The organism is Ensifer sp. Root558, assembly GCF_001427045.1.
Taxonomy (GTDB): Bacteria; Pseudomonadota; Alphaproteobacteria; order Rhizobiales; family Rhizobiaceae; genus Ensifer; species Ensifer adhaerens.
Map to the genome: position 1 here is coordinate 46,759 of NZ_LMGC01000039.1, position 20,081 is coordinate 66,839.

Consider the following 20,081-nt stretch of genomic DNA (forward strand, 5'->3'; position numbering starts at 1 on the left):
CGTTAGATGCTTCGCCTGCCTCTGGACAGACGGCACTAGCGCCTATTTCAGCCGGCTACTTCAGGACTGTGAAGCCCTGCTTTTCAAAGAGTTCAGCAGCCTTTGCCGACTTGACGAAGTCGATGTAGGCCGCCGCATCAGGGCTCTTGCTCTCGGCCGTGATCGCGATCGGGTAGATGATCGGCGGATGGCTGTCTTCCGGGAAGGTGCCGACGACCTTGACGCCCGGGTCTGCCGCGGCATCGGTCTGGTAGACGATGCCGTACGGCGCTTCGCCGCGCGAAACGAGCAGGAGGGCGGCACGAACGCTTTCAGCGCCGGCGACCTTGGCCTCCACGGCCTTCCAGGCGTCGAGCTTTTCGAGCGCAGCCTTGCCGTACTTGCCGGCCGGAACGGAATCGACGGCACCCATGGCAAGGCGACCGTCACCGAGAATGGCTGCGAGATCGAAGCCCTGCTTGATTTCGACCGGGGCAGCGTCCTGCTTGCCGGAGACGAGCACGATGCGGTTGCCGAGCAGGTTTGCGCGGGTGTCGTCCTTGATCAGCTTCTTTTCGGCGAGGTAGTCCATCCAGGCGAGGTCGGCAGAGATGAAGACGTCGGCGGGCGCGCCCTGTTCCACCTGCTTGGCCAGCGCCGAGCTGGCCGCGTAGGAAACGGTCGTTTCCTTGCCACTTTCCTTCTGCCACTCGGCATTGATCGCATCGAGCGCGTTCTTCAGGCTCGCAGCCGCAAAGACCGTCACCTTTTCTTCCGCCTGTGCGGACGCCGGCAGAACACTTGCGCCGGCCCAGGCGAGGCCGAGCGCCAGCACCAGTCCCTTCAGCCAGTCTCTTCTCTTGATCATCGATTTCCCTCCAACGATGCGTGATATCTCTTAGGATACAACGATATCGCCTCCTGATTACCGTTGTATCTGTTGAAATACAATGCTCCTCAAAAGGGCTAGCGTAATACCCGTGTGGTTGTGGCCGCCCGGCAAAACCGGTGCAGCATTCCTGCGGCGGGCGCGATTGGGCTTGCGATGATGTCCGGGCGGCCTAAATTGCGGCCTCGATGCCCTGACATGGAGCGGACGTGCAATGGAAACGGCAGTGAAGCTTGAAGAAAGCTGGAAGGAAGCGTTGGCACCGGAATTCGCCAGCGCCTACATGGCTGACCTCAAGCAGTTCCTCGTGGCCCAGAAGAACGAGGGCCGGCAGATTTTCCCTCGCGGGCCTGAGTATTTTCGCGCGCTCGACCTGACGCCGCTCGACAAGGTGCGCGTGGTCATTCTCGGCCAGGATCCCTATCACGGTGACGGCCAGGCGCATGGGCTCTGCTTCAGCGTTCGCCCCGGTGTCCGGACGCCGCCCTCGCTCGTCAATATCTACAAGGAGCTGAATACAGATCTCGGCATTCCGCCGGCGCGACACGGCTTTCTCGAAAGCTGGGCGAAGCAAGGTGTGCTGCTCCTCAACAGCGTGCTGACGGTAGAGCGCGGCAACGCGGCATCACACCAGGGTCACGGTTGGGAAAAGTTCACGGATGCGATCATCCGTGCGGTCAACGAGGCCGAGCATCCCGTCGTCTTCATGCTCTGGGGCTCCTATGCGCAGAAGAAGGCGGCCTTCGTCGACCGCTCGCGCCATCTTGTCCTGAGAGCACCGCATCCGTCGCCGCTCTCGGCCCATTCCGGCTTTCTCGGCTGCCGGCATTTTTCCCAGGCCAATGCCTTCCTTGAAGGCAAAGGCTTCGATCCGATCGACTGGCGGCTGCCGGAAAATCCGGCTGCGGACATCAACTGAAGGCTTGGCGCGAATGACGGCTTTGTCGTCGCCCTGAGGTCTTGCCTTGGCGGCGGCGATCCGCCTAAGACGCCCGAACGAAATGGCGGAGGCGGGCATGCGCAAAATTCTGATCATCGGCATCGGTTCGGGCAATCCCGAACACATGACCGTGCAGGCGATCAACGCGCTGAACCGCGCCGACGTGCTCTTTATCCCGACCAAGGGAGCGAAGAAGACCGAGCTTGCCGAAGTGCGCCGCGACATCTGCGCCCGCTACGTCACGCGCAAGGACAGCCGCACCGTCGAGTTCGCGGTGCCCGTGCGGCGCACCGAAGGCGTCAGCTATGACGGCAGCGTCGATGACTGGCACGCCCAGATCGCTGGGATTTATGAAGCGCTTCTGTCGAAGGAGTTGGGCGAAGAGGGAACCGGCGCGTTTCTCGTCTGGGGCGACCCGATGCTCTATGACAGCACCATTCGCATCGTCGAGCGGGTCAAGGCACGCGGTGAGGTCGCCTTCGCCTACGACGTCATTCCCGGGATCACCAGTCTGCAGGCGCTTTGCGCCAGCCACCGCATTCCGCTGAACCTCGTCGGCAAGCCCGTGGAGATCACCACGGGGCGTCGGCTGCACGAAAGCTTTCCCGAGAAGAGCCAGACCTCGGTCGTCATGCTCGATGGCGAACAGGCGTTTCAGCGGGTCGAGGACCCGGAAGCGGAGATCTATTGGGGCGCCTATCTCGGCACGCCGGATGAGATCGTCATTTCCGGCCGCGTGGCTGAGGTGAAGGACCGGATCCTTGAAACGCGGGCGGCGGCGCGCGCGAAGATGGGATGGATCATGGACATCTATCTCCTGCGCAAGGGCGCCGACTTCGACGAGTGACGGGGAGGGCCGATCTGCGTCGTGTTTGATCTCACTCAAGGTTTGCGGCTGTGTTATAGCGTCTTAAGAGCTTCTTCAGGGAGGAGAGCCTCAAGTGATGGCGGATTTGATGACCAGCTGCGCCCTTCCATTGACCGGAGATGCCGGCACCGTCGCTTCGATGCGCCGCGGTGCCTGCCCGTCCTTGGCAGAGCCGATGCAGACCGGCGACGGCCTGCTCGTGAGGGTGAGGCCAACGGATCACAGCCTGACGCTGCCGAAGGTCATTGCCCTTGCCACGGCTGCCGAGCGCTTCGGCAATGGCATCATCGAGATTACCGCGCGCGGAAACCTGCAGCTTCGCGGCCTGAGCGCGGCTTCGGGGCCAATGCTGGCGCAGGCGATCGGCGATGCGGAGATCGCCATTGCCGAGGGGCTCGCGATCGAGGTGCCGCCCCTAGCCGGCATCGACCCGGACGAGATCGCCGATCCGCGGCCGATTGCCACTGAGCTTCGTGAAGCCTTGGGTGCGCGCCAGGTGCCGTTGAAGCTTGCACCCAAACTATCCGTCGTCATCGATAGCGGTGGCCGGTTTGGTCTCGGCGCTGTCGTCGCCGACATTCGCCTTCAGGCGGTTTCGACTGTCGCGGGGGTGGCCTGGGTGCTGTCGCTTGGCGGCACGGCAACGAAGGCATCGATCGTCGGGACGTTGGCCGGCAACGCGGTCGTGCCGGCCCTGGCCACCATTCTCGAGAAACTGGCGATCCTGGGCACGACGGTGCGCGGGCGCGATCTGGACCCGTCGGAAATCCGTGCGCTCTGTCGCTGTGAGACATCGTCCGAACGCCCGGCCGCTCCGCGTTCGGCCGCAATACCCGGCATTCATGCGCTGGGTAACGCCGACACCGTTCTTGGCCTCGGTCTGGCCTTTGCTCAGGTGGAGGCCGCCGCGCTGGCATCCTACCTGCATCAGGTCCAGGCGCTTGGCGCCAATGCGATCCGGCTTGCGCCCGGGCACGCCTTCTTCGTCCTCGGCCTTTGCCCCGAGACGGCGGCTGTGGCGCAGAGCCTGGCAGCGGCACACGGTTTTCGCATTGCCGAGCAGGATCCGCGCAACGCGATCGCCACCTGCGCCGGCAGCAGGGGTTGCGCCTCGGCGTGGATGGAAACCAAGGGCATGGCCGAGCGCCTCGTCGAGACGGCGCCGGAATTGCTCGACGGGTCGCTCGCCGTGCATCTCTCCGGCTGCGCCAAGGGCTGCGCCCGGCCGAAGCCGTCCGAACTGACGCTGGTCGGTGCGCCATCAGGATACGGGCTTGTCGTAAATGGGGCTGCCAATGGCTTGCCAAGCGCTTACACCGATGAGAATGGAATGGGATCCGCCCTTGCCCGGCTCGGCCGGCTGGTGCGGCAAAACAAAGACGCTGGCGAATCGGCGCAGTCCTGTCTTACACGGCTCGGAGCTGCGCGCGTCTCGGCAGCGTTCGAACAGGGATAGACATGCCTGAGTATGATTACATTCGCGATGGCAACGCCATCTACGAGCGTTCCTTCGCCATCATCCGCGCCGAGGCCGATCTGTCGCGCTTCTCCGAAGAGGAAGCGGATCTGGCGGTGCGCATGGTGCACGCCTGCGGTTCCGTCGAGGCGACCAGGCAGTTCGTGTTTTCTCCCGATTTCGTAAGCTCGGCCCGTGCGGCGCTGAAAGCCGGTGCGCCGATCCTCTGCGATGCCGAGATGGTTGCGCACGGTGTCACCCGCGCCCGTCTGCCGGCCGGCAACGAGGTGATCTGCACGCTGCGCGATCCTCGCACGCCCGGCCTTGCGGCCGAGATCGGCAACACCCGCTCCGCCGCAGCCCTGAAGCTCTGGAGCGAGCGGCTGGCCGGTTCGGTGGTCGCGATCGGCAACGCACCGACGGCGCTGTTCTTCCTCTTGGAAATGCTGCGCGACGGCGCGCCGAAGCCGGCGGCAATCCTCGGCATGCCCGTCGGTTTCGTCGGCGCGGCGGAATCGAAGGATGCGTTGGCCGAGAATTCCTATGGCGTTCCCTTCGCCATCGTGCGCGGCCGGCTCGGCGGCAGCGCCATGACGGCGGCAGCGCTCAACTCGCTCGCGAGGCCGGGCCTGTGAGCGGCGTCGGCGTGGGGCGCCTGATCGGTGTTGGGACCGGCCCCGGTGATCCGGAACTTTTGACGGTCAAGGCGGTGAAGGCGCTCGGGCAAGCCGATGTGCTTGCCTATTTCGCCAAGGCCGGGCGAAGCGGTAACGGCCGCGCGGTGGTCGAGGGTCTGCTGAAGCCCGATCTTGTCGAGCTGCCGCTATACTATCCGGTGACGACCGAAATCGACAAGGACGATGGCGCCTACAAGACCCAGATCACCGACTTCTACAATGCGTCGGCCGAAGCGGTAGCGGCGCATCTTGCCGCCGGACGCACGGTCGCCGTGCTCAGTGAAGGCGACCCGCTGTTCTATGGTTCCTACATGCACCTGCATGTGCGGCTCGCCAATCGTTTCCCGGTCGAGGTGATCCCCGGCATTACCGCCATGTCCGGCTGTTGGTCGCTTGCCGGCCTGCCGCTGGTGCAGGGCGACGACGTGCTCTCGGTGCTTCCGGGCACCATGGCCGAGGCCGAGCTCGGCCGCAGGCTTGCGGATACCGAAGCCGCCGTGATCATGAAGGTCGGGCGCAATTTGCCGAAGATCCGTCGGGCGCTCGCTGCCTCCGGCCGTCTCGACCAGGCCGTCTATGTCGAACGCGGCACGATGAAGAACGCGGCGATGACGGCTCTTGCGGAAAAGGCCGACGACGAGGCGCCCTATTTCTCGCTGGTGCTCGTTCCCGGCTGGAAGGACCGACCATGACCGGTACGCTCTATGTCGTCGGTACCGGACCGGGCAGCGCCAAGCAGATGACGCCGGAAACGGCGGAAGCCGTTGCGGCCGCTCAGGAGTTTTACGGCTACTTTCCCTATCTCGACCGGCTGAACCTCAGACCGGATCAGATCCGTGTCGCCTCGGACAACCGCGAGGAGCTCGATCGGGCACAGGTCGCGTTGACGCGGGCTGCGGCAGGCGTGAAGGTCTGCATGGTCTCCGGTGGCGATCCCGGTGTCTTTGCCATGGCGGCCGCCGTCTGCGAGGCGATCGACAAGGGACCGGCGGAATGGAAGTCGGTTGAACTGGTGATCACGCCCGGCGTGACCGCGATGCTCGCCGTTGCCGCCCGCATCGGCGCGCCGCTCGGTCATGATTTCTGTGCGATCTCGCTTTCCGACAATCTGAAGCCCTGGGAAGTCATCACCCGGCGCCTCAGGCTGGCGGCGGAAGCGGGCTTCGTCATTGCGCTCTACAATCCGATCAGCAAGGCGCGGCCCTGGCAGCTCGGTGAGGCCTTCGAGCTTCTGCGCAGCGTTCTGCCGGCAACGGTTCCGGTCATCTTCGGCCGTGCGGCCGGGCGGCCGGACGAACGGATCGCGGTGATGCCGCTCGGCGAGGCCGATGCCAACCGCGCCGACATGGCGACATGCGTCATCATCGGCTCGCCGGAGACGCGAATCGTCGAGCGCGACAGCCAACCCGATCTCGTCTACACGCCGCGCTTCTATGCAGGGGCGAGCCAGTGAGCGATGCGGTTGAGTGCCTCGTCGCAACTGCCGACCGTCGGCACGTCCGCGGGCTTGCGCCGCTCGACCATGATCACCTCGATGCCGAGCCGGCGCGCTGCGGCAATCTTGCCGTAGGTGGCGCTGCCGCCGCTGTTCTTGGCGACGATCACATCGATCTGCCGGCTCCTGAGCAACGCGGCTTCATCGGCTTCCGCAAAGGGACCGGTCGCCAGGATCGCCTCCTGGTCGGGCAGATTAAGCGGCGGCGTCACCGGATCGACGCTGCGGATGACGTAGCTGTGCTGCGGCGCGACCTCGAAGTGGAAAGCTTCCTGTCGACCTATCGCCAGGAAGACGCGGCGTCGCCGATCACCGAGCGCGCTGACGGCCTCGACAACGCTATCGACAGCAGTCCAGCGGTCGCCAGGCAGGGGCACCCATTCCGGTCGGCGGAGGGCGATAAGCGCAACGCCGGTTCTTTGCGCTGCTTCCGCGGCGTTGTGCGAAATGCGTGCGGCAAAAGGGTGCGTCGCATCGACCAGCAGCGCGATATTTTCGTCATGCAGGAAATGCGCCAGCCCATCGGCGCCGCCAAAGCCGCCGATGCGCGTCTTGACCGGCTGCGGCCGCGGGTCCGCGGTGCGGCCGGCCAGCGAGATGGCGGTGTCGTAGCGGACATCTTCGGCCAAGCGGCGCGCGAGTTCGCGTGCCTCGGTGGTGCCACCCAGAATCAGAATACGAGGTTTTTCCATGGCTGACGTGTCGAACAGCGAACCCGCCATCGTCTCCCCCTGGCTGACCGTCATCGGTATCGGTGAGGATGGTGTAGCGGGTCTCGGCGACGAGGCCAAGCGGCTGATCGCCGAAGCGCCGGTCGTCTACGGCGGCCATCGTCATCTGGAGCTCGCCGCCTCCCTCATCACCGGCGAAGCGCACAATTGGCTAAGCCCCCTCGAACGCTCGGTCGTCGAGATCGTCGCGCGTCGCGGCAGCCCGGTGGTGGTGCTTGCCTCGGGCGACCCGTTCTTCTTCGGCGTCGGCGTGACGCTGGCGCGCCGCATCGCCTCGGCCGAAATACGCACGCTTCCGGCGCCGTCGTCGATCAGTCTTGCCGCCTCGCGCCTCGGCTGGGCGCTGCAGGATGCGACGCTCGTCTCCGTCCATGGGCGGCCGCTGGATCTCGTCCGGCCGCATCTTCATCCGGGCGCCAAGGTGCTGACGCTGACCTCCGATGGCGCCGGCCCCAGGGACCTTGCCGAGCTCTTGGTTTCGAGCGGCTTCGGTCAGTCGCGGCTGACGGTTCTCGAGGCGCTTGGCGGCGCCGGCGAACGGGTGACGACGCAGATCGCCGCGCGCTTCATGCTCGGCCTCGTGCATCCTTTGAACGTCTGCGCCATTGAGGTGGCGGCCGACGAGGGCGCGCGCATCCTGCCGCTTGCCGCCGGCCGCGACGATGCGCTGTTCGAACATGACGGGCAGATCACCAAGCGCGAGGTCCGGGCGCTGACGCTGTCGGCACTCGCACCGCGCAAGGGCGAACTGCTATGGGACATCGGCGGCGGCTCCGGCTCGATCGGCATCGAATGGATGCTCGCCGATCCGACCATGCAGGCGATCACCATCGAGGTGGAGCCGGAGCGGGCAGCGCGCATCGGCCGCAACGCGACGATGTTCGGCGTGCCCGGGCTGACGGTTGTCGAAGGCGAGGCGCCGGCGGCGCTTGCCGGCCTGCCACAACCGGACGCGATCTTCATCGGCGGCGGCGGCAGCGAAGACGGCGTCATGGAAGCAGCGATCGAGGCGCTCAAGTCAGGCGGACGGCTGGTTGCCAACGCGGTGACGACGGACATGGAAGCGGTGCTGCTCGATCATCACGCGCGGCTCGGCGGTTCGCTGATCCGCATCGATATCGCGCGTGCAGGACCCATCGGTGGCATGACCGGCTGGAAGCCGGCCATGCCGGTCACCCAATGGTCGTGGACGAAGGGCTAAAGCAGTTCCAGCGAAAGTGTGACGCGGTTTTGCGTCCGGAACTGCGTAAGAAAAAGAAAGAGTAACCTATGACGGTACATTTCATCGGCGCCGGCCCGGGAGCCGCAGACCTGATCACGGTGCGTGGTCGCGACCTGATCGGGCGCTGCCCGGTCTGCGTTTACGCCGGCTCGATCGTCTCGCCGGAGCTGCTGCAATATTGCCCGCCGGGCGCCCGCATTGTCGATACGGCGCCGATGTCGCTCGACGAGATCGAGGCGGAGTATGTGAAGGCCGAAGCCGAAGGGCTCGACGTGGCGCGGCTTCATTCGGGCGACCTCTCGGTCTGGAGTGCTGTGGCCGAACAGATCCGCCGGCTCGAGAAGCATGGCATCGCCTATACGATGACGCCGGGCGTTCCTTCCTTTGCGGCGGCGGCTTCAGCGCTCGGTCGCGAACTGACCATTCCGGCCGTGGCCCAGAGCCTGGTGCTGACCCGCGTTTCGGGCCGCGCCTCGCCGATGCCGAACTCAGAAACGCTTTCCGCTTTCGGCGCTACTGGATCGACGCTGGCAATCCACCTTGCGATCCATGCGCTTCAGCAGGTGGTCGAGGAACTGACGCCGCTCTACGGTGCCGACTGCCCGGTCGCCATCGTCGTCAAGGCCTCCTGGCCGGACGAACGCGTGGTGCGCGGCACGCTCGGCGACATCGCCGCCAAGGTGGCGGAAGAGCCGATCGAGCGCACGGCGCTGATCTTCGTCGGTCCGGGGCTCGAAGCCTCTGATTTCCGTGAAAGCTCGCTCTACGATCCCGCCTATCAGCGGCGCTTCAGAGGGCGCGGCGAATAGGCCGCACTCCCTCGGGGGTCGGCCTAAGTTTCCCGCTGAGAGGGCTTTGAAACCTATTCTGCCGGTTCTTCGCGCGGCGGCCGCTGCTTGAGCGGGACGCCGCGCTTTTCCTCGACGCGGTCGCGGTAGAGCGCTGCCTGTCCAAGCAGCATCAGCGTCACCGGCGTGGTGGCGACGACGAAGACGATGATCAGGATTTCGTGGAATACCCAGCGGCTCTGCAGCACGGCAAAGCAGATGATAGAGGCGGTGCAGATCATCAGTACGCCGCCGCTGGTCGCCAGCGTCGGTGCGTGCAGGCGCTCGTAGAAGCTGGTGAACCGGAGCAGGCCGACGGAGCCGATCAGCGCCACTGCGGCGCCGAGGACGGTGAGCCCGCAGACGAGAACGGCTGCCCAGACGGGAAGGTCGGTGAGGTGGCTCATTCGATGATCTCCCCGCGCATCAGGAACTTGCCGAAGGCGATCGACGAGACGAAGCCGATCAAAGCCACGATCAAGGCGGACTCGAAATAGAGCGAGTTGGCCGTGCGGATGCCGAAGGTCAAGAGCATCAGCATGGCGTTGATATAGAGCGTGTCGAGGCCGAGGATGCGGTCCTGGGCGCGCGGTCCCCTCACCATGCGATAGAAGGCAAAAGCCATCGCCAGGCCGAGCATGATCTGGGCAATCAGGATCGACCAGATGATTGATAGTTCCATCATCCGAATATCTCCTTCAGGGCGGTCTCATAGCGCTTGACCGTATCGAGCCAAATGTCCTCGTTCTCCATGTCGAGCACGTGGAAGAGCAGGGACTTGCGGCCGCGATCGTATTCGAGCCAGGCCGTTCCCGGCGTGGCTGTCATGACACAGGCAAGCAGCGCCAGGGCGTTTTCGTCTTCCAGATCGAGATCGATGGTCAGGAAGCCCGAGTTCGGCGGTCGGCGCTGGCCACGCAGGATGACGGCGATGACGGCGATGTTCGAGCGGATCACGTCGACGGCGACGGCAAAGCCGAAGCGCACGATCAACAGAACCCGGCGCGGGTGCGAGCGCACGAGGCCAAGCTTCAGCGTCACCCAGCCAAGACCGGTTGCCAGTACCGTCCCCATCAGGAAGGTGCCGGGCGCAACCGACTGATTGAGCAGGAGCCAGATGATGAGCAGCCCGACGGAGAGCAGGGGATAGGGGAGCCAGGTGCGCATCGCCTATTGCCCTCCCGCCCGCGGCGCTGAGAGCACCCGCTCCGTATAACCCGCAGGATCGAAGAGCGAATCCGCTGTTGCCTGCATGTAGCGCATCGCCGGCCCGGCCTGCACGCTTAAGAAGATGCAGGCAGCGAGCAACACGACGACGGGGGTGATCTCGATGACCACGACGCGCGGCACGGTGTTTTCGATCGACGCCCAGAAGGTGCGGATGCCGACGCGGTTCATAGCGATCATCGCGGCGAGACCGGAAACGATCAGCAGCGTGACATAGGTCCAGTCGGCGGCGGAGACCGCCGGGGTGGCTTCCGCTCCCGACAGGCCGAAGAGACCGCCGAGGATCGCGAACTTGGCGACGAAGCCGGAGAGCGGCGGCAGGCCGGCAAGCAAGAGGGCGCAAAGGCAGAAGCAGAGGCCGAGGATCGCCATCGTGCCGGGGATCGCCGAGCCGACTTCTTCTTCCTCCTCGTCCTCGTCGGCGTCGCCGTAGGCTTCCATCGTCACCGCCAGAACGTCGGCGCCGGCGTCACGTCCGCGCTCGACCAGTTCGATCAGCAGGAAGAAGGCGGCGATCGTCAGTGTCGAGCTGACGAGGTAAAAGAGCGCACCGGCGATCATGCTTGGGTGGCCGAGGCCGATGGCGGCGAGCAGGGTGCCGGAGGAGACCAGCACCGAATAGGCGGCGAGGCGGCCCATGGCCTGCGATGCGAGCACGCCGATGGCGCCGAAGGCGATCGTCAGCAGGCCGCCGGCAAGCAGGATCGGCTGGCCGAAACCGGCAGACGCGCCGGCACTCGCGCCGAAGACCAGCAGCGACAGCCTGAGGATGACATAGATGCCGACCTTGGTGAGGATCGCAAAGACGGCGGCGACCGGCGGCGTCGCGGCTGCATAGGCCGTCGGCAGCCAGAAGCTCAAGGGCCACATGCCGGCCTTCACCAGGAAGGCGACGCCGAGCACGCCGGCACCGACCTCGACCATCTGGCGATCCTCCGGCGAGAGCGTCGCCAGCTTCATGGAGAGATCGGCCATATTGAGCGTGCCGGTCGCGCCATAGATCAGGCTGACGCCGATCAGGAAGAGCGAAGAGGCGGCGAGGTTGATCGCGACATAGTGCAGGCCGGCCTTGACGCGCAGCGGCCCGGAGCCGTGCAGCAGCAGCCCGTAGGACGCCGCCAGCATGATTTCGAAAAAGACGAAGAGGTTGAAGAGGTCGCCGGTCAGGAACGAACCGTTGAGGCCGGCGATCAAGAGCTGGAACAGCGAATGGAAATGATGGCCCGCGGTGTGCCAGCGCGCGATCGAATAGGCCTGGGCGGCAAGCGCCAGTCCGCTCGTCAGGCACAGCATCAGTGCCGAAAGGCGGTCGAGCACCAGCACGATGCCGAAAGGGGCGGGCCAGTTGCCGAGCTGATAGACGCCGTTGCCTGCGGGCGCCCCATCCATCGAGGCGATCCGCATCAGCACGATCGAGAGGATGAAGAGCGCGAGCGTCGAGACGAAGCTCAGCACACCCTTGAGCGAGCGGTTGCGCTCGTCGATCGGGATCATCGCGGCGCCGACCATCAGCGGCAGCAGGATCGGCAGGATCAGCAGGTGGTGCATCCAGTTAGTCATGGCGCTGCTCCCTGCCGTCGACGTGGTCGGTGCCGGTGAAGCCGCGCGAGGCGAGCAGCACGACGAGGAAGAGCGCGGTCATGGCAAAGCCGATGACGATCGCTGTCAGCACCAGGGCCTGTGGCACCGGATCGGTGAAGCGGCTGAGATCGCCGACACCGCCTGGCTCCAGCACCGGCGGCGCGTTCACGCGAAGGCGCCCCATGCCGAAGATGAAGAGATTGACCGCATAGGAGAGCAGCGAGAGGCCGATGATCACCTGATAGGTACGGGGACGCAGCAGCAGGTAGACGCCGGATGCCGTAAGCACGCCGATGGCGGCAGAGAGAATGATCTCCATCAGCGTGCCTCCTTTCGCATGGCGCGTGCATGGGCACGCGGCGCGCGGATCGACTGGTGGGCGAGCGCGATGAGGATCAGCACGGTCGCGCCGAGCACCAGCGAGAAGACGCCGAGATCGAAGAACAGGGCGCTCGCCAGCGGAAACTTGCCGATGATTGGCAGCGTCACGTATTGCGAATGCGACGTCAGGAACGGATAGCCGAAGAACCAGGAGCCGATGCCGGTCGCAGCGGCCACCAGAAGCCCGATGCTCATCCAGCGCAGCGGATGGATGCGCAGCCGCTCCTCGACCCAGCGGGTTCCGCCGGACATGTATTGTAGGATGAAGCCGATCGACATGGCGATGCCGGCAGCAAAGCCTCCGCCCGGCAGGTCATGGCCGCGCAGGAAGAGGTAGGCTGCGAGCATGCCGATGACCGGGAACATCCAACGCATGATCACCGATGGCACGAACAGGTATTCAGCCACGCTGTCACCCTTGTTGCGATCCGGGTGATCGTCGTCGAAGGCGTTCTGGACGCGCTGCTGTTCCGGAGCCTCCAGGCTGTCGGCCTGCGGGCGGAAGCGCAGCAGCAGGGCGAAGACGGTAAGCGCGACGATCGCCAGCACCGCGATCTCGCCGAGCGTGTCGAAGCCGCGGAAGTCGACGAGGATGACGTTGACGACATTGGTGCCGCCGCCCTCCTTGTAGGCGCGCTCGAGGAAGTAGCTCGCGATCGTGTCAGGCATGGGCCGGGTCATGATCGTATAGGCGATCAGCGCCACGCCGCCGCCGGCGACGATCGCCAGCAGGAAGTCACGCAGGCGCCGGAAGCGGACCTTCAGCGACAAGAGCTCGGTTTCCTCGGTGTCCTCGATGCGCTTCGGCAGCCATCGCAGGCCGAGCAGGATCAGCACCGTCGTGACGATCTCGACGAGGAGCTGTGTAACCGCCAGATCCGGCGCCGAAAGCCAGACGAAGGTGAGGCAGGTGGTGAGCCCGGCGCCGCCGAGCAGCACGAGTGCCGCCAGCCGGTGGAACTTCGCCAGGATCGCAGCACCGATGGCACAGGCGATGCCGACCGCCCAGAGGAGGGCAAAGGCCGGATCGATGCTGCGCACGAGAAGCGGCGGCAGCTCGAAATGATTGAGAAGCAGCGGCAGCGCGCCGGCGGCGATCGCGATGAAGACGAGGAAGCGCATCTGCGGCTGCAGCCGCCGCGTGCCGAGGCGCTGCTCCAGCGAACGCGCCCATTTCCAGGAGAGCGTTACCAGCACGCGCTCGAAGATGCGCTGGCCGTGCAGCAGGCGGAAGATCGGTGGCCCCTCGACGCTGGTGGCGAGGTAGTTGCGCATCAGGAAGTAGAGACCGATGCCGCCGGCAAGAGCGACGAAGCTCATGATCAGCGGCAGGTTCCAGCCGTGCCAGACGGAAAGGCTGTAATAGGGCGTGTTGGCGCCGAGAATGGAGACGACAGCCGTGTGCAGGAACGGGCCGATGGTGATCGCCGGAATGATGCCGACGACGAGGCAGGCGAGCACCAGGAACTCGATCGGCACACGCATCCAGCGCGGCGGCTCGTGCGGCACCTTGGGCAGGTCCTCCGGCGTTTTGCCGAAGAAGACGCTGTGGATGAAGCGCAGCGAATAGGTAACGGCAAACATGCCGGCGAGCGTCGCGACATAGGGCGTCATCGTATCGAGAATGTTGGCCTGGTGCGTTTCGATCGCTTCGGCGAAGAACATTTCCTTCGAGATGAAGCCGTTCAAGAGTGGTACGCCAGCCATGGCCGCGCTCGCGACCATGGCGAGCACCGCCGTTCCAGGCATGTACCTGATCAGCCCTCCGAGCTTGCGCATGTCGCGCGTTCCGGTCTCGTGGTCGATAATGCCGGCCGCCATGAACAGCGACGCCTTGAAGGTCGCGTGGTTGACGATGTGGAAGACCGCGGCGACCGCGGCCAGCGGGCTGCCGAGGCTCAGGAGCACGGTGATCAGGCCGAGATGGCTGATAGTGGAATAGGCGAGCAGGCCCTTGAGGTCCTGCTGGAAGATGGCGAAATAGGCGCCGAGCAGCAGCGTCGAAAGACCGGCAAGGCCAACGATCCAGAACCAGGCCTCGGTGCCGGCCATGACCGGCCAGAGGCGCGCCAACAGGAAGACGCCGGCCTTCACCATGGTTGCCGAATGCAGATAGGCCGAAACCGGCGTCGGCGCCGACATGGCGTGCGGCAGCCAGAAATGGAACGGGAACTGCGCGCTCTTCGTCAGCGCGCCGAGCAGCACCAGGATCAGTACCGGCATGTAGAGCGGCGAGTTGCGGATGAGGTCGCCGGAGGCGAGCACCACGTCGAGATCGTAGCTGCCGACGATGCGACCCATCAGCAGAAGGCCGACGAGCATGCAGAGGCCGCCTGTGCCGGTCACGGTCAGCGCCATGCGGGCGCCGTCACGGGCGTGGGCATTGTGGTGCCAGTAGCCGATCAAAAGGAAGGAGACGATGCTCGTCAGTTCCCAGAAGACGGCGAGCAGGATGAGATTGCCTGAAAGCACGACGCCGAGCATCGAGCCCATGAAGGCGAGGAAAAGCGACAGGAAGCGCGGCACCGGGTCTTCCGCGGCCATATAGTAGCGGGCGTAAAGCACCACGAGCACGCCGATCGCGGTTACCAGAACCGTGAAGAGCCAGGCGAAGCCGTCCATCCGGAGCGTGAAGTTGAGGCCGAGTTCCGGCAGCCAGGCGATGTCATAGCGCAGGACGCCGCCCGAGGTGACGAAGGGATAGAGGCCGGCGGCGACGAGGAAACAAAGGAGGGCGATCGCTCCTGCAAACCAGGCTGTCGCACCGCGCTGATCGGGCGGAAAGAAGATTGCAAGGAGGCTTCCCACAAATGGGGCGAGAATGAAGACAGAAAGCAATTTTCCCGCGTATTCGATCGTACCGTTCCCTTCGTTCGGGTTCATGGAGAGCGGGCACCCGAGCGCCGTGCTTTCCAAAAGAATGCACAAGGGACGCACCAGGATTTTGATTCTAGAGCATCTTTTCCGCTTTCAGTGGTTCCACTTGAAGCGAGACACTCTAGAGGCCCGAAAGGGCGGTCGCATCAGCGACTGCCGCAGGTGATGCCGCCATTCCCAAGAATGTGGAGGCAGGCAATTGTTTTTATGGCGATTCGCGGCAGGGCTGCCAAGCCTCAAGCCTGCGAAAAATGCACGCACCTGCGCTTTTTAGCTGAGGCCGAAGCCTCTCAGGCTGCCAGCCACCGACGCTCGAAGGCGAAGGTCGCAAGGTCGTTGGCGCTCATGGGCCGCGCGAAAGCATAACCTTGCAGCCCATGGCAGCCGAGTTCCTTCAGGATGGCCGCGTGTTCGAGGGTCTCGACGCCTTCGGCGATCACTTCGATGCCGAGCGACGTACCGATGTCGATGATGGACTCGACCAGACGCTTTTCGGCTGGGGATTTGAGGATCGGCAGGACGAGCTGGCGGTCGATCTTCAAGCGTCGCGGCGTCAGCTTCAACAGGCTGACGATGGATGCATAGCCGGTGCCGAAATCGTCGATCTCGATGGCGATGCCGAGTTCCTTGATCCGGCGGATGTTCGACAGGACCGTCATGTCGCTTTCGTCGAAGGAGATCGACTCCAACAGTTCAAACGACAGGCGGCCGGCCGGGATCTGCAACTGTTCCAGGCGCTCGATCAGATTTTCGTCGTGAAGCCGGGCATAGGAGAGATTGACAGAGACTTTGGGGATACGAATGCCGCTTGCTTCCCAGCGATAGATCTGGAACAGCGCCTGCTCCAGGATCGCCTGGTCGATCGCGGCCACGACGTTGATGTCTTCGGCCGTCTTCAGGAACGTGTGCGGGCCGAGCAGGCCCTTGGTGGGATGGTCCCAGCGCGCCAGCGCCTCGACGCCGATGATGTCGAGCGAGCGCGGGCAGAACTGCGGCTGGAAATGCGCGATGAATTCGTTGTGTTCGAGCCCGCGCAGGATCTCGTCGGCCGTCTGCTTGGTCTTGAAGACGGCCGTCTTCAGTTCGCCGGTAAAGATCTCGTGGCGGTTGCGGCCGCGGCGCTTGGCTTCATAGAGCGCGATGTCGGCGTTGACGAGCACGTGCGACAGCTCTTCGCTCGTCTGGCTTTGGGCGGCGATGCCGATGCTGACGCCGATGCGGCACTCCTGGTCCTTGTAGCGGACGGGCACGCTCATCGCCTCGATGATGCGTGACGCCAGCCGGGCATCCGGCTCGATGCCTCCATCCTGGCGGACGAGCACGAATTCGTCGCCGCCGATGCGGGCGACGAAGTCCTTTTCGTCGGCATTGCCGCGCAGAAGCTCGGCGGCATGCCGCAGGATCTCGTCACCGGCCGCGTGGCCGAGCGTATCGTTGATCTGCTTGAAGCGGTCGAGGTCCATGTGGAAGATGCTGAGTTTCGCCTCCCGCGCGAAATGCCGGTCGCGATCGGCCAGGACCTGGTCGAGGAAACGCCGGTTTGGCAGGCCGGTCAGCGGATCGTGCAGCGCGTTGAACTCCATGCGATGGCGCGCCGCTTCGAGTTCGACGCTGTGCGCCTCCGCGGTGCGCTTGGCTTCGAAAAGCGTTTCGCGGGTTTCGAAGTCGGCGGTCACGTCCCAGTTGACCCCGACGATCTTCCTGTGGCCGTCGGCGCCGATATAGAACGAGCCGTTGGCCGGGATGTGGCGCGTGCTGCCGTCGGGGAGGCGAACGCGGAAGTCGGAATTGTAGGCGAGCCCGGATTCCAGCGCCTCGGCAAATTCCCGCTCGGCGCGGTCGAGGTCGTCGGGGTGCAGCGCGTCCTTCCAGTCGTCATAGGCCTGACGCAACGACGTCTTTTGCCCATAGAGTTCCTTGGTCCGCTCGTCCCAGAGCAGCTTCTTGCTGGCGATGTCGAGTTCCCAGATGCCGATCTGGGAGGAGTCGAGCGCGATCTTCAGCCGATGGGACAGTTCCTGGAGCTGCACCTTGCTGTATCTGAGCGCACGAATGTTGCCTTGCCGCTCGCTCAAGAGGCGCCCGGTCAACACCATCGGCAGGATGATCATCAGTCCGCCGATGACGATGAGGCCGCGGATGAGCCAGGCGTTGCCCGCCGTCGTCGGCCAACCGCCCTTCGGAACGGCTGCGATATGCCAGGAACCGCCGGGTAGGAGCACGGTCATTTCGACCGGCGAGCCACGGAAAATATTGGCGTCGCCGTAAAAGACCGGACCTTGCGCGCCTGTGCCGTCCTGACCGGCAATGGCGACGTCTATGCCGAGTTCATCGGAAGAAAGGCCGCTGTCGCGATAGAGCCGGTCCACGTCGATGATGGCCGAGACGATGCCCCAGAAGCGGTTGCTGCCGCCGCCGGCGTCTATCGATACGGGGAAGCGGCCGATCAGCCCTTTGCCGCCCTGGACGAGATCGACAGGCCCGGCAAGCACCATTTGGCCGGTGTCCTTTACGCGCATGACGGCGGCGCGCTGCGCTTCGTTCCGGCGGTAGTCGAGGCCGAGTGCGCGGCGATTTTGTTCGAGCGGGTAGACGAGCGAGACGATGAGATTGGGCGCAGCCGCGATGCTGCGCAATTGCGAGCGCTCGGTGAAGACGCTGCGCGACAGCGCGGCGAAGCGCTGCTGATCCATTGCCGGCTCGGTGACCAGCGTGCCGATCAGCCCACGCACGAGCTGGATGTTGCCGTTGACGTTGGCCTCGAGCTTGGAGCGGATGGGATTGAGTTCCTCGGCGACGCGCGCGCGCTGGCGCGCCTCGTCGACCACCTGGTTCTGGTTGTCCGCAAGGATGCCAGCGACCAGAACAACGAAGGCGGCAATGATCGCCGGAAGATAGCTTGGCGTCAAAACCCTGGAGAGCCTCTTCATCCCGAGGTTGAAAGCATGTCTGGCAGGCACGAAACACCCCGGCGGCACGCGAATGGCTATGTCTTGAGCCGGATAATCCCAAAAGGGTCTTAATAAACCTTGTTTTAGGTCCCGCTTTTATTCCTTCGCGTCTCAGTCACCTTTGTGCTCGGGCAGCTTCTTGTGCTTGGTTTCTGCAAGGTCTTCGAGTTCACCTTCGCTCATGGATTTCTCCATTTCGCGCGAGGCGCCCTTGAGGCTGGATTTCTTGACGTCGCCGCGCTTGGCGGCAAGGGCAGCGCCGGCTGCACGCTGTTGGGCTTTCGACTTGGCTGGCATGGCACATCGCCTTTCGGTTGGTTGCCCTGGCCAACGCGAGGCAGCGCCGGATGTTCCGCGAAGCTAGGTATTCTCCCGCGCTTCGATCATCGCCTGCAGCGTCTCCAGCCGGTCGGCGTCACGCGGCAGCTTGTCCTGTCTCAGGCGCGCGATGCGCGGGAAGCGCATGGCGACGCCCGACTTGTGGCGGCTCGAGCGGTTGATACCCTCGAAGGCGACCTCGACGACGAAACCGAACTCGGGCTCGGCCCTGACGGCGCGCACCGGCCCGAAGCGCTCGGTCGTATTGTCCCGGACGAAACGGTCGAGAATTTCCAGTTCGGCATCGGTGAAGCCGAAATAGGCCTTGCCGACCGGTACCAGCGTTTCCTTTCCGTCGATGTCGGTCCAGACGCCGAAGGTGTAATCGGAGTAGTAGCTCGAGCGCTTGCCGTGGCCGCGCTGGGCATACATCAGCACCGCGTCGATGTTGAAGGGCGCGCGCTTCCACTTGAACCACGGGCCTTTGACGCGGCCCGGCGTATAGGGCGAATCCAGCCGTTTCAGCATGATGCCCTCGATCACCGGATCGGGCGGGTCGGCGCGCAGGCTGTCGAGTTCTTGCCAGGACGAGAAGGGCACCAGCGGCGACAGGTCGAAATGCTGCGGCGAGGCGCGCTCGACGATGTCGGCGAGCCGCGCGCGTCGTTCGACGAAACCCAGTGGGCGAACGTCCTCTTCGCCTGAGAAGAGAATGTCATAGGCGCGGACGAAGGCCGGATAGGTCTCGATGAGCTTAGGGTTGACCGTCTTGCGGTTCAGCCGTTGCTGCAGGTCGGCGAAAGTTCGGGTTGCGCGGTTGCTGCGCGCGGTGCCGCCCACGAGCAGTTCGCCATCGATCACCCCGGTGAAGTCGACGGCCTCCAGGACGTCGGGAAAGGCGCCGGAAATCTCGTCGCCACTGCGGGAATAGAGCCGGCGCACGCCGCCGATATTGGCAAGCTGCACGCGGATCCCGTCCCACTTCCATTCGGCAGCGAAGTCCTTGGGGTCGAGCCCGTCGAGATCGCCGTCGCCGACAGGATTGGCGAGCATGACCGAATGGAAGACGGCCGGCGTCGAAAGCTCGGGCTTTTCCGCCTCGCCCGAAAGCCAGCGGAAGAGCGGCAGATAGGGCGGCGACAGGCCGTGCCAGAGGGTCTCGATCTCGGCGACGTCCTTGCCGCCCATGTCGGCGAGCGCCTGCTTGGCGAGCTTCGCCGATACGCCGATGCGAAGGCCGCCCGTCACAAGTTTGAGGAAGGCGAAGCGCGCCGACGTATCCAATCGGTCGAGCATGTCGCGAACGACGCCGCGCACATCGGCCCGTCCGGTCCTTTGCAGACGCTCGATGGCCTCGCCAAGCGGTATGTCCGCCTCTACGGTGCCGGCAGGCGGCTCCCAGACGAGCGACACCGTTTCGGCGAGGTCACCGACATAGTCGTAGGAATACTGGAAAAGCACCGCGTCCATGCGTTCGAGCAAGAGGTCGCGGATCATCGCCGGCTTGACGGTGTTGAGCGACAGCGTGCCGGCGATCGCCGCGAGCGCATAGCCGCGATCCGGGTCCGGCGCGGTCCGGAAGTAATCGACAAGCAGGCGGATCTTGGCATTGCGCTGCGGGCTGAGGACGAGGCGGTCGAGCAGTTCGGCGAAGGCGCGCAT

The 20,081-nt window shown here is 64.7% G+C and carries 19 protein-coding genes; 8 read left to right on the plus strand and 11 right to left on the minus strand.

All coding sequences use genetic code 11. The features are described from left to right. Positions 1 to 55: 55 nt before the first annotated feature. Positions 56 to 847 (minus strand): molybdate ABC transporter substrate-binding protein, encoded by a 792-nt coding sequence (gene modA, locus ASD63_RS33160; RefSeq protein ID WP_034787129.1) that lies wholly within the window; start codon positions 845 to 847, stop codon positions 56 to 58. Positions 848 to 1,082: 235 nt separating this feature from the next. Between modA and ung the strand changes: the two genes are divergently transcribed. The 6 genes from ung (at position 1,083) to ASD63_RS33190 (ending at position 6,262) form a co-directional block, all read left to right on the plus strand. Then, positions 1,083 to 1,787, plus strand: coding sequence for a uracil-DNA glycosylase (gene ung / locus ASD63_RS33165; protein WP_034787127.1), 705 nt, complete (start codon positions 1,083 to 1,085; stop codon positions 1,785 to 1,787). Between the two features lie 97 nt (positions 1,788 to 1,884). Beyond that, positions 1,885 to 2,655 carry a precorrin-6A synthase (deacetylating) gene (gene cobF / locus ASD63_RS33170; RefSeq protein ID WP_034787123.1) on the plus strand — a complete coding sequence of 257 codons (771 nt, stop codon included), beginning with the start codon at positions 1,885 to 1,887 and terminating at the stop codon, positions 2,653 to 2,655. Between the two features lie 109 nt (positions 2,656 to 2,764). Beyond that, positions 2,765 to 4,132 (plus strand): precorrin-3B synthase, encoded by a 1,368-nt coding sequence (cobG, locus tag ASD63_RS33175; RefSeq protein WP_034787295.1) that lies wholly within the window; start codon positions 2,765 to 2,767, stop codon positions 4,130 to 4,132. A 2-nt stretch (positions 4,133 to 4,134) separates the two neighbouring features. Further along, entirely contained in the window at positions 4,135 to 4,767 is a 633-nt protein-coding gene (locus tag ASD63_RS33180) for a precorrin-8X methylmutase (protein WP_034787118.1), read from the plus strand. Continuing rightward, entirely contained in the window at positions 4,764 to 5,501 is a 738-nt protein-coding gene (locus ASD63_RS33185) for a precorrin-2 C(20)-methyltransferase (protein ID WP_034787112.1), read from the plus strand. The genes ASD63_RS33180 and ASD63_RS33185 overlap by 4 nt, the downstream gene beginning before the upstream one ends. Continuing rightward, positions 5,498 to 6,262 (plus strand): precorrin-3B C(17)-methyltransferase, encoded by a 765-nt coding sequence (locus ASD63_RS33190; protein ID WP_034787103.1) that lies wholly within the window; start codon positions 5,498 to 5,500, stop codon positions 6,260 to 6,262. Before ASD63_RS33185 ends, ASD63_RS33190 begins: the two co-directional genes overlap by 4 nt. Here the strand turns inward: ASD63_RS33190 and ASD63_RS33195 are convergent. Next, positions 6,241 to 7,026 (minus strand): cobalt-precorrin-6A reductase, encoded by a 786-nt coding sequence (locus tag ASD63_RS33195; protein ID WP_082573069.1) that lies wholly within the window; start codon positions 7,024 to 7,026, stop codon positions 6,241 to 6,243. The two genes, ASD63_RS33190 and ASD63_RS33195, sit on opposite strands and share 22 nt — an antisense overlap. Here ASD63_RS33195 and ASD63_RS33200 point away from each other — a divergent pair. Continuing rightward, positions 6,995 to 8,236, plus strand: a complete 1,242-nt coding sequence (locus ASD63_RS33200) for a bifunctional cobalt-precorrin-7 (C(5))-methyltransferase/cobalt-precorrin-6B (C(15))-methyltransferase (RefSeq protein WP_034787097.1) — start codon at positions 6,995 to 6,997, stop codon at positions 8,234 to 8,236. The genes ASD63_RS33195 and ASD63_RS33200 overlap by 32 nt on opposite strands. 68 nt (positions 8,237 to 8,304) lie before the next feature. Continuing rightward, the gene (gene cobM / locus ASD63_RS33205; protein ID WP_034787095.1) at positions 8,305 to 9,066 is read left to right on the plus strand and encodes a precorrin-4 C(11)-methyltransferase; all 762 of its coding nucleotides are present in this window, start codon (positions 8,305 to 8,307) and stop codon (positions 9,064 to 9,066) included. 53 nt (positions 9,067 to 9,119) lie between these two features. On the opposite strand, the gene mnhG is transcribed toward cobM, so the two are convergent. The 9 genes from mnhG to ASD63_RS33250 form a co-directional block, all read right to left on the minus strand. Further along, positions 9,120 to 9,491, minus strand: coding sequence for a monovalent cation/H(+) antiporter subunit G (gene mnhG, locus ASD63_RS33210; protein WP_034787092.1), 372 nt, complete (start codon positions 9,489 to 9,491; stop codon positions 9,120 to 9,122). Beyond that, positions 9,488 to 9,769: a K+/H+ antiporter subunit F gene (locus ASD63_RS33215; RefSeq protein ID WP_034787089.1), complete on the minus strand. Its 282-nt coding sequence runs from the start codon at positions 9,767 to 9,769 to the stop codon at positions 9,488 to 9,490. Before ASD63_RS33215 ends, mnhG begins: the two co-directional genes overlap by 4 nt. Then, the gene (locus ASD63_RS33220; protein WP_034787086.1) at positions 9,766 to 10,251 is read right to left on the minus strand and encodes a Na+/H+ antiporter subunit E; all 486 of its coding nucleotides are present in this window, start codon (positions 10,249 to 10,251) and stop codon (positions 9,766 to 9,768) included. The genes ASD63_RS33215 and ASD63_RS33220 overlap by 4 nt, the downstream gene beginning before the upstream one ends. A 3-nt stretch (positions 10,252 to 10,254) precedes the next feature. Continuing rightward, complete coding sequence (locus ASD63_RS33225; protein WP_034787084.1) at positions 10,255 to 11,871, minus strand: monovalent cation/H+ antiporter subunit D; 1,617 nt, start codon at positions 11,869 to 11,871, stop codon at positions 10,255 to 10,257. Next, complete coding sequence (locus ASD63_RS33230) at positions 11,864 to 12,211, minus strand: Na+/H+ antiporter subunit C (protein ID WP_034787081.1); 348 nt, start codon at positions 12,209 to 12,211, stop codon at positions 11,864 to 11,866. Before ASD63_RS33230 ends, ASD63_RS33225 begins: the two co-directional genes overlap by 8 nt. Beyond that, complete coding sequence (locus ASD63_RS33235; protein WP_335668806.1) at positions 12,211 to 15,129, minus strand: monovalent cation/H+ antiporter subunit A; 2,919 nt, start codon at positions 15,127 to 15,129, stop codon at positions 12,211 to 12,213. Before ASD63_RS33235 ends, ASD63_RS33230 begins: the two co-directional genes overlap by 1 nt. 311 nt (positions 15,130 to 15,440) lie before the next feature. Then, positions 15,441 to 18,080 carry an EAL domain-containing protein gene (locus ASD63_RS33240; RefSeq protein WP_060530581.1) on the minus strand — a complete coding sequence of 880 codons (2,640 nt, stop codon included), beginning with the start codon at positions 18,078 to 18,080 and terminating at the stop codon, positions 15,441 to 15,443. A gap of 132 nt (positions 18,081 to 18,212) precedes the next feature. Next, positions 18,213 to 18,398, minus strand: coding sequence for a DUF3008 family protein (locus tag ASD63_RS33245; RefSeq protein WP_034787077.1), 186 nt, complete (start codon positions 18,396 to 18,398; stop codon positions 18,213 to 18,215). Positions 18,399 to 18,461: 63 nt separating this feature from the next. Next, entirely contained in the window at positions 18,462 to 20,081 is a 1,620-nt protein-coding gene (locus ASD63_RS33250; RefSeq protein WP_034787074.1) for a cisplatin damage response ATP-dependent DNA ligase, read from the minus strand.

Coding starts and splice junctions, on each gene's coding strand:
- ASD63_RS33245 (WP_034787077.1), bottom strand. CDS start 18,398: ATGCCAGCCAAGTCGAAAGCCCAACAGCGTGCAGCCGGCGCTGCCCTT.
- ASD63_RS33215 (WP_034787089.1), bottom strand. CDS start 9,769: ATGATGGAACTATCAATCATCTGGTCGATCCTGATTGCCCAGATCATG.
- ASD63_RS33220 (WP_034787086.1), bottom strand. CDS start 10,251: ATGCGCACCTGGCTCCCCTATCCCCTGCTCTCCGTCGGGCTGCTCATC.
- ASD63_RS33180 (WP_034787118.1), top strand. CDS start 4,135: ATGCCTGAGTATGATTACATTCGCGATGGCAACGCCATCTACGAGCGT.
- ASD63_RS33225 (WP_034787084.1), bottom strand. CDS start 11,871: ATGACTAACTGGATGCACCACCTGCTGATCCTGCCGATCCTGCTGCCG.
- ASD63_RS33195 (WP_082573069.1), bottom strand. CDS start 7,026: ATGGCGGGTTCGCTGTTCGACACGTCAGCCATGGAAAAACCTCGTATT.
- cobM (WP_034787095.1), top strand. CDS start 8,305: ATGACGGTACATTTCATCGGCGCCGGCCCGGGAGCCGCAGACCTGATC.
- ASD63_RS33200 (WP_034787097.1), top strand. CDS start 6,995: ATGGCTGACGTGTCGAACAGCGAACCCGCCATCGTCTCCCCCTGGCTG.
- modA (WP_034787129.1), bottom strand. CDS start 847: ATGATCAAGAGAAGAGACTGGCTGAAGGGACTGGTGCTGGCGCTCGGC.
- ASD63_RS33240 (WP_060530581.1), bottom strand. CDS start 18,080: ATGAAGAGGCTCTCCAGGGTTTTGACGCCAAGCTATCTTCCGGCGATC.
- cobG (WP_034787295.1), top strand. CDS start 2,765: ATGACCAGCTGCGCCCTTCCATTGACCGGAGATGCCGGCACCGTCGCT.
- ung (WP_034787127.1), top strand. CDS start 1,083: ATGGAAACGGCAGTGAAGCTTGAAGAAAGCTGGAAGGAAGCGTTGGCA.
- ASD63_RS33230 (WP_034787081.1), bottom strand. CDS start 12,211: ATGGAGATCATTCTCTCTGCCGCCATCGGCGTGCTTACGGCATCCGGC.
- ASD63_RS33250 (WP_034787074.1), bottom strand. CDS start 20,081: ATGCGCGCCTTCGCCGAACTGCTCGACCGCCTCGTCCTCAGCCCGCAG.
- ASD63_RS33190 (WP_034787103.1), top strand. CDS start 5,498: ATGACCGGTACGCTCTATGTCGTCGGTACCGGACCGGGCAGCGCCAAG.
- mnhG (WP_034787092.1), bottom strand. CDS start 9,491: ATGAGCCACCTCACCGACCTTCCCGTCTGGGCAGCCGTTCTCGTCTGC.
- cobF (WP_034787123.1), top strand. CDS start 1,885: ATGCGCAAAATTCTGATCATCGGCATCGGTTCGGGCAATCCCGAACAC.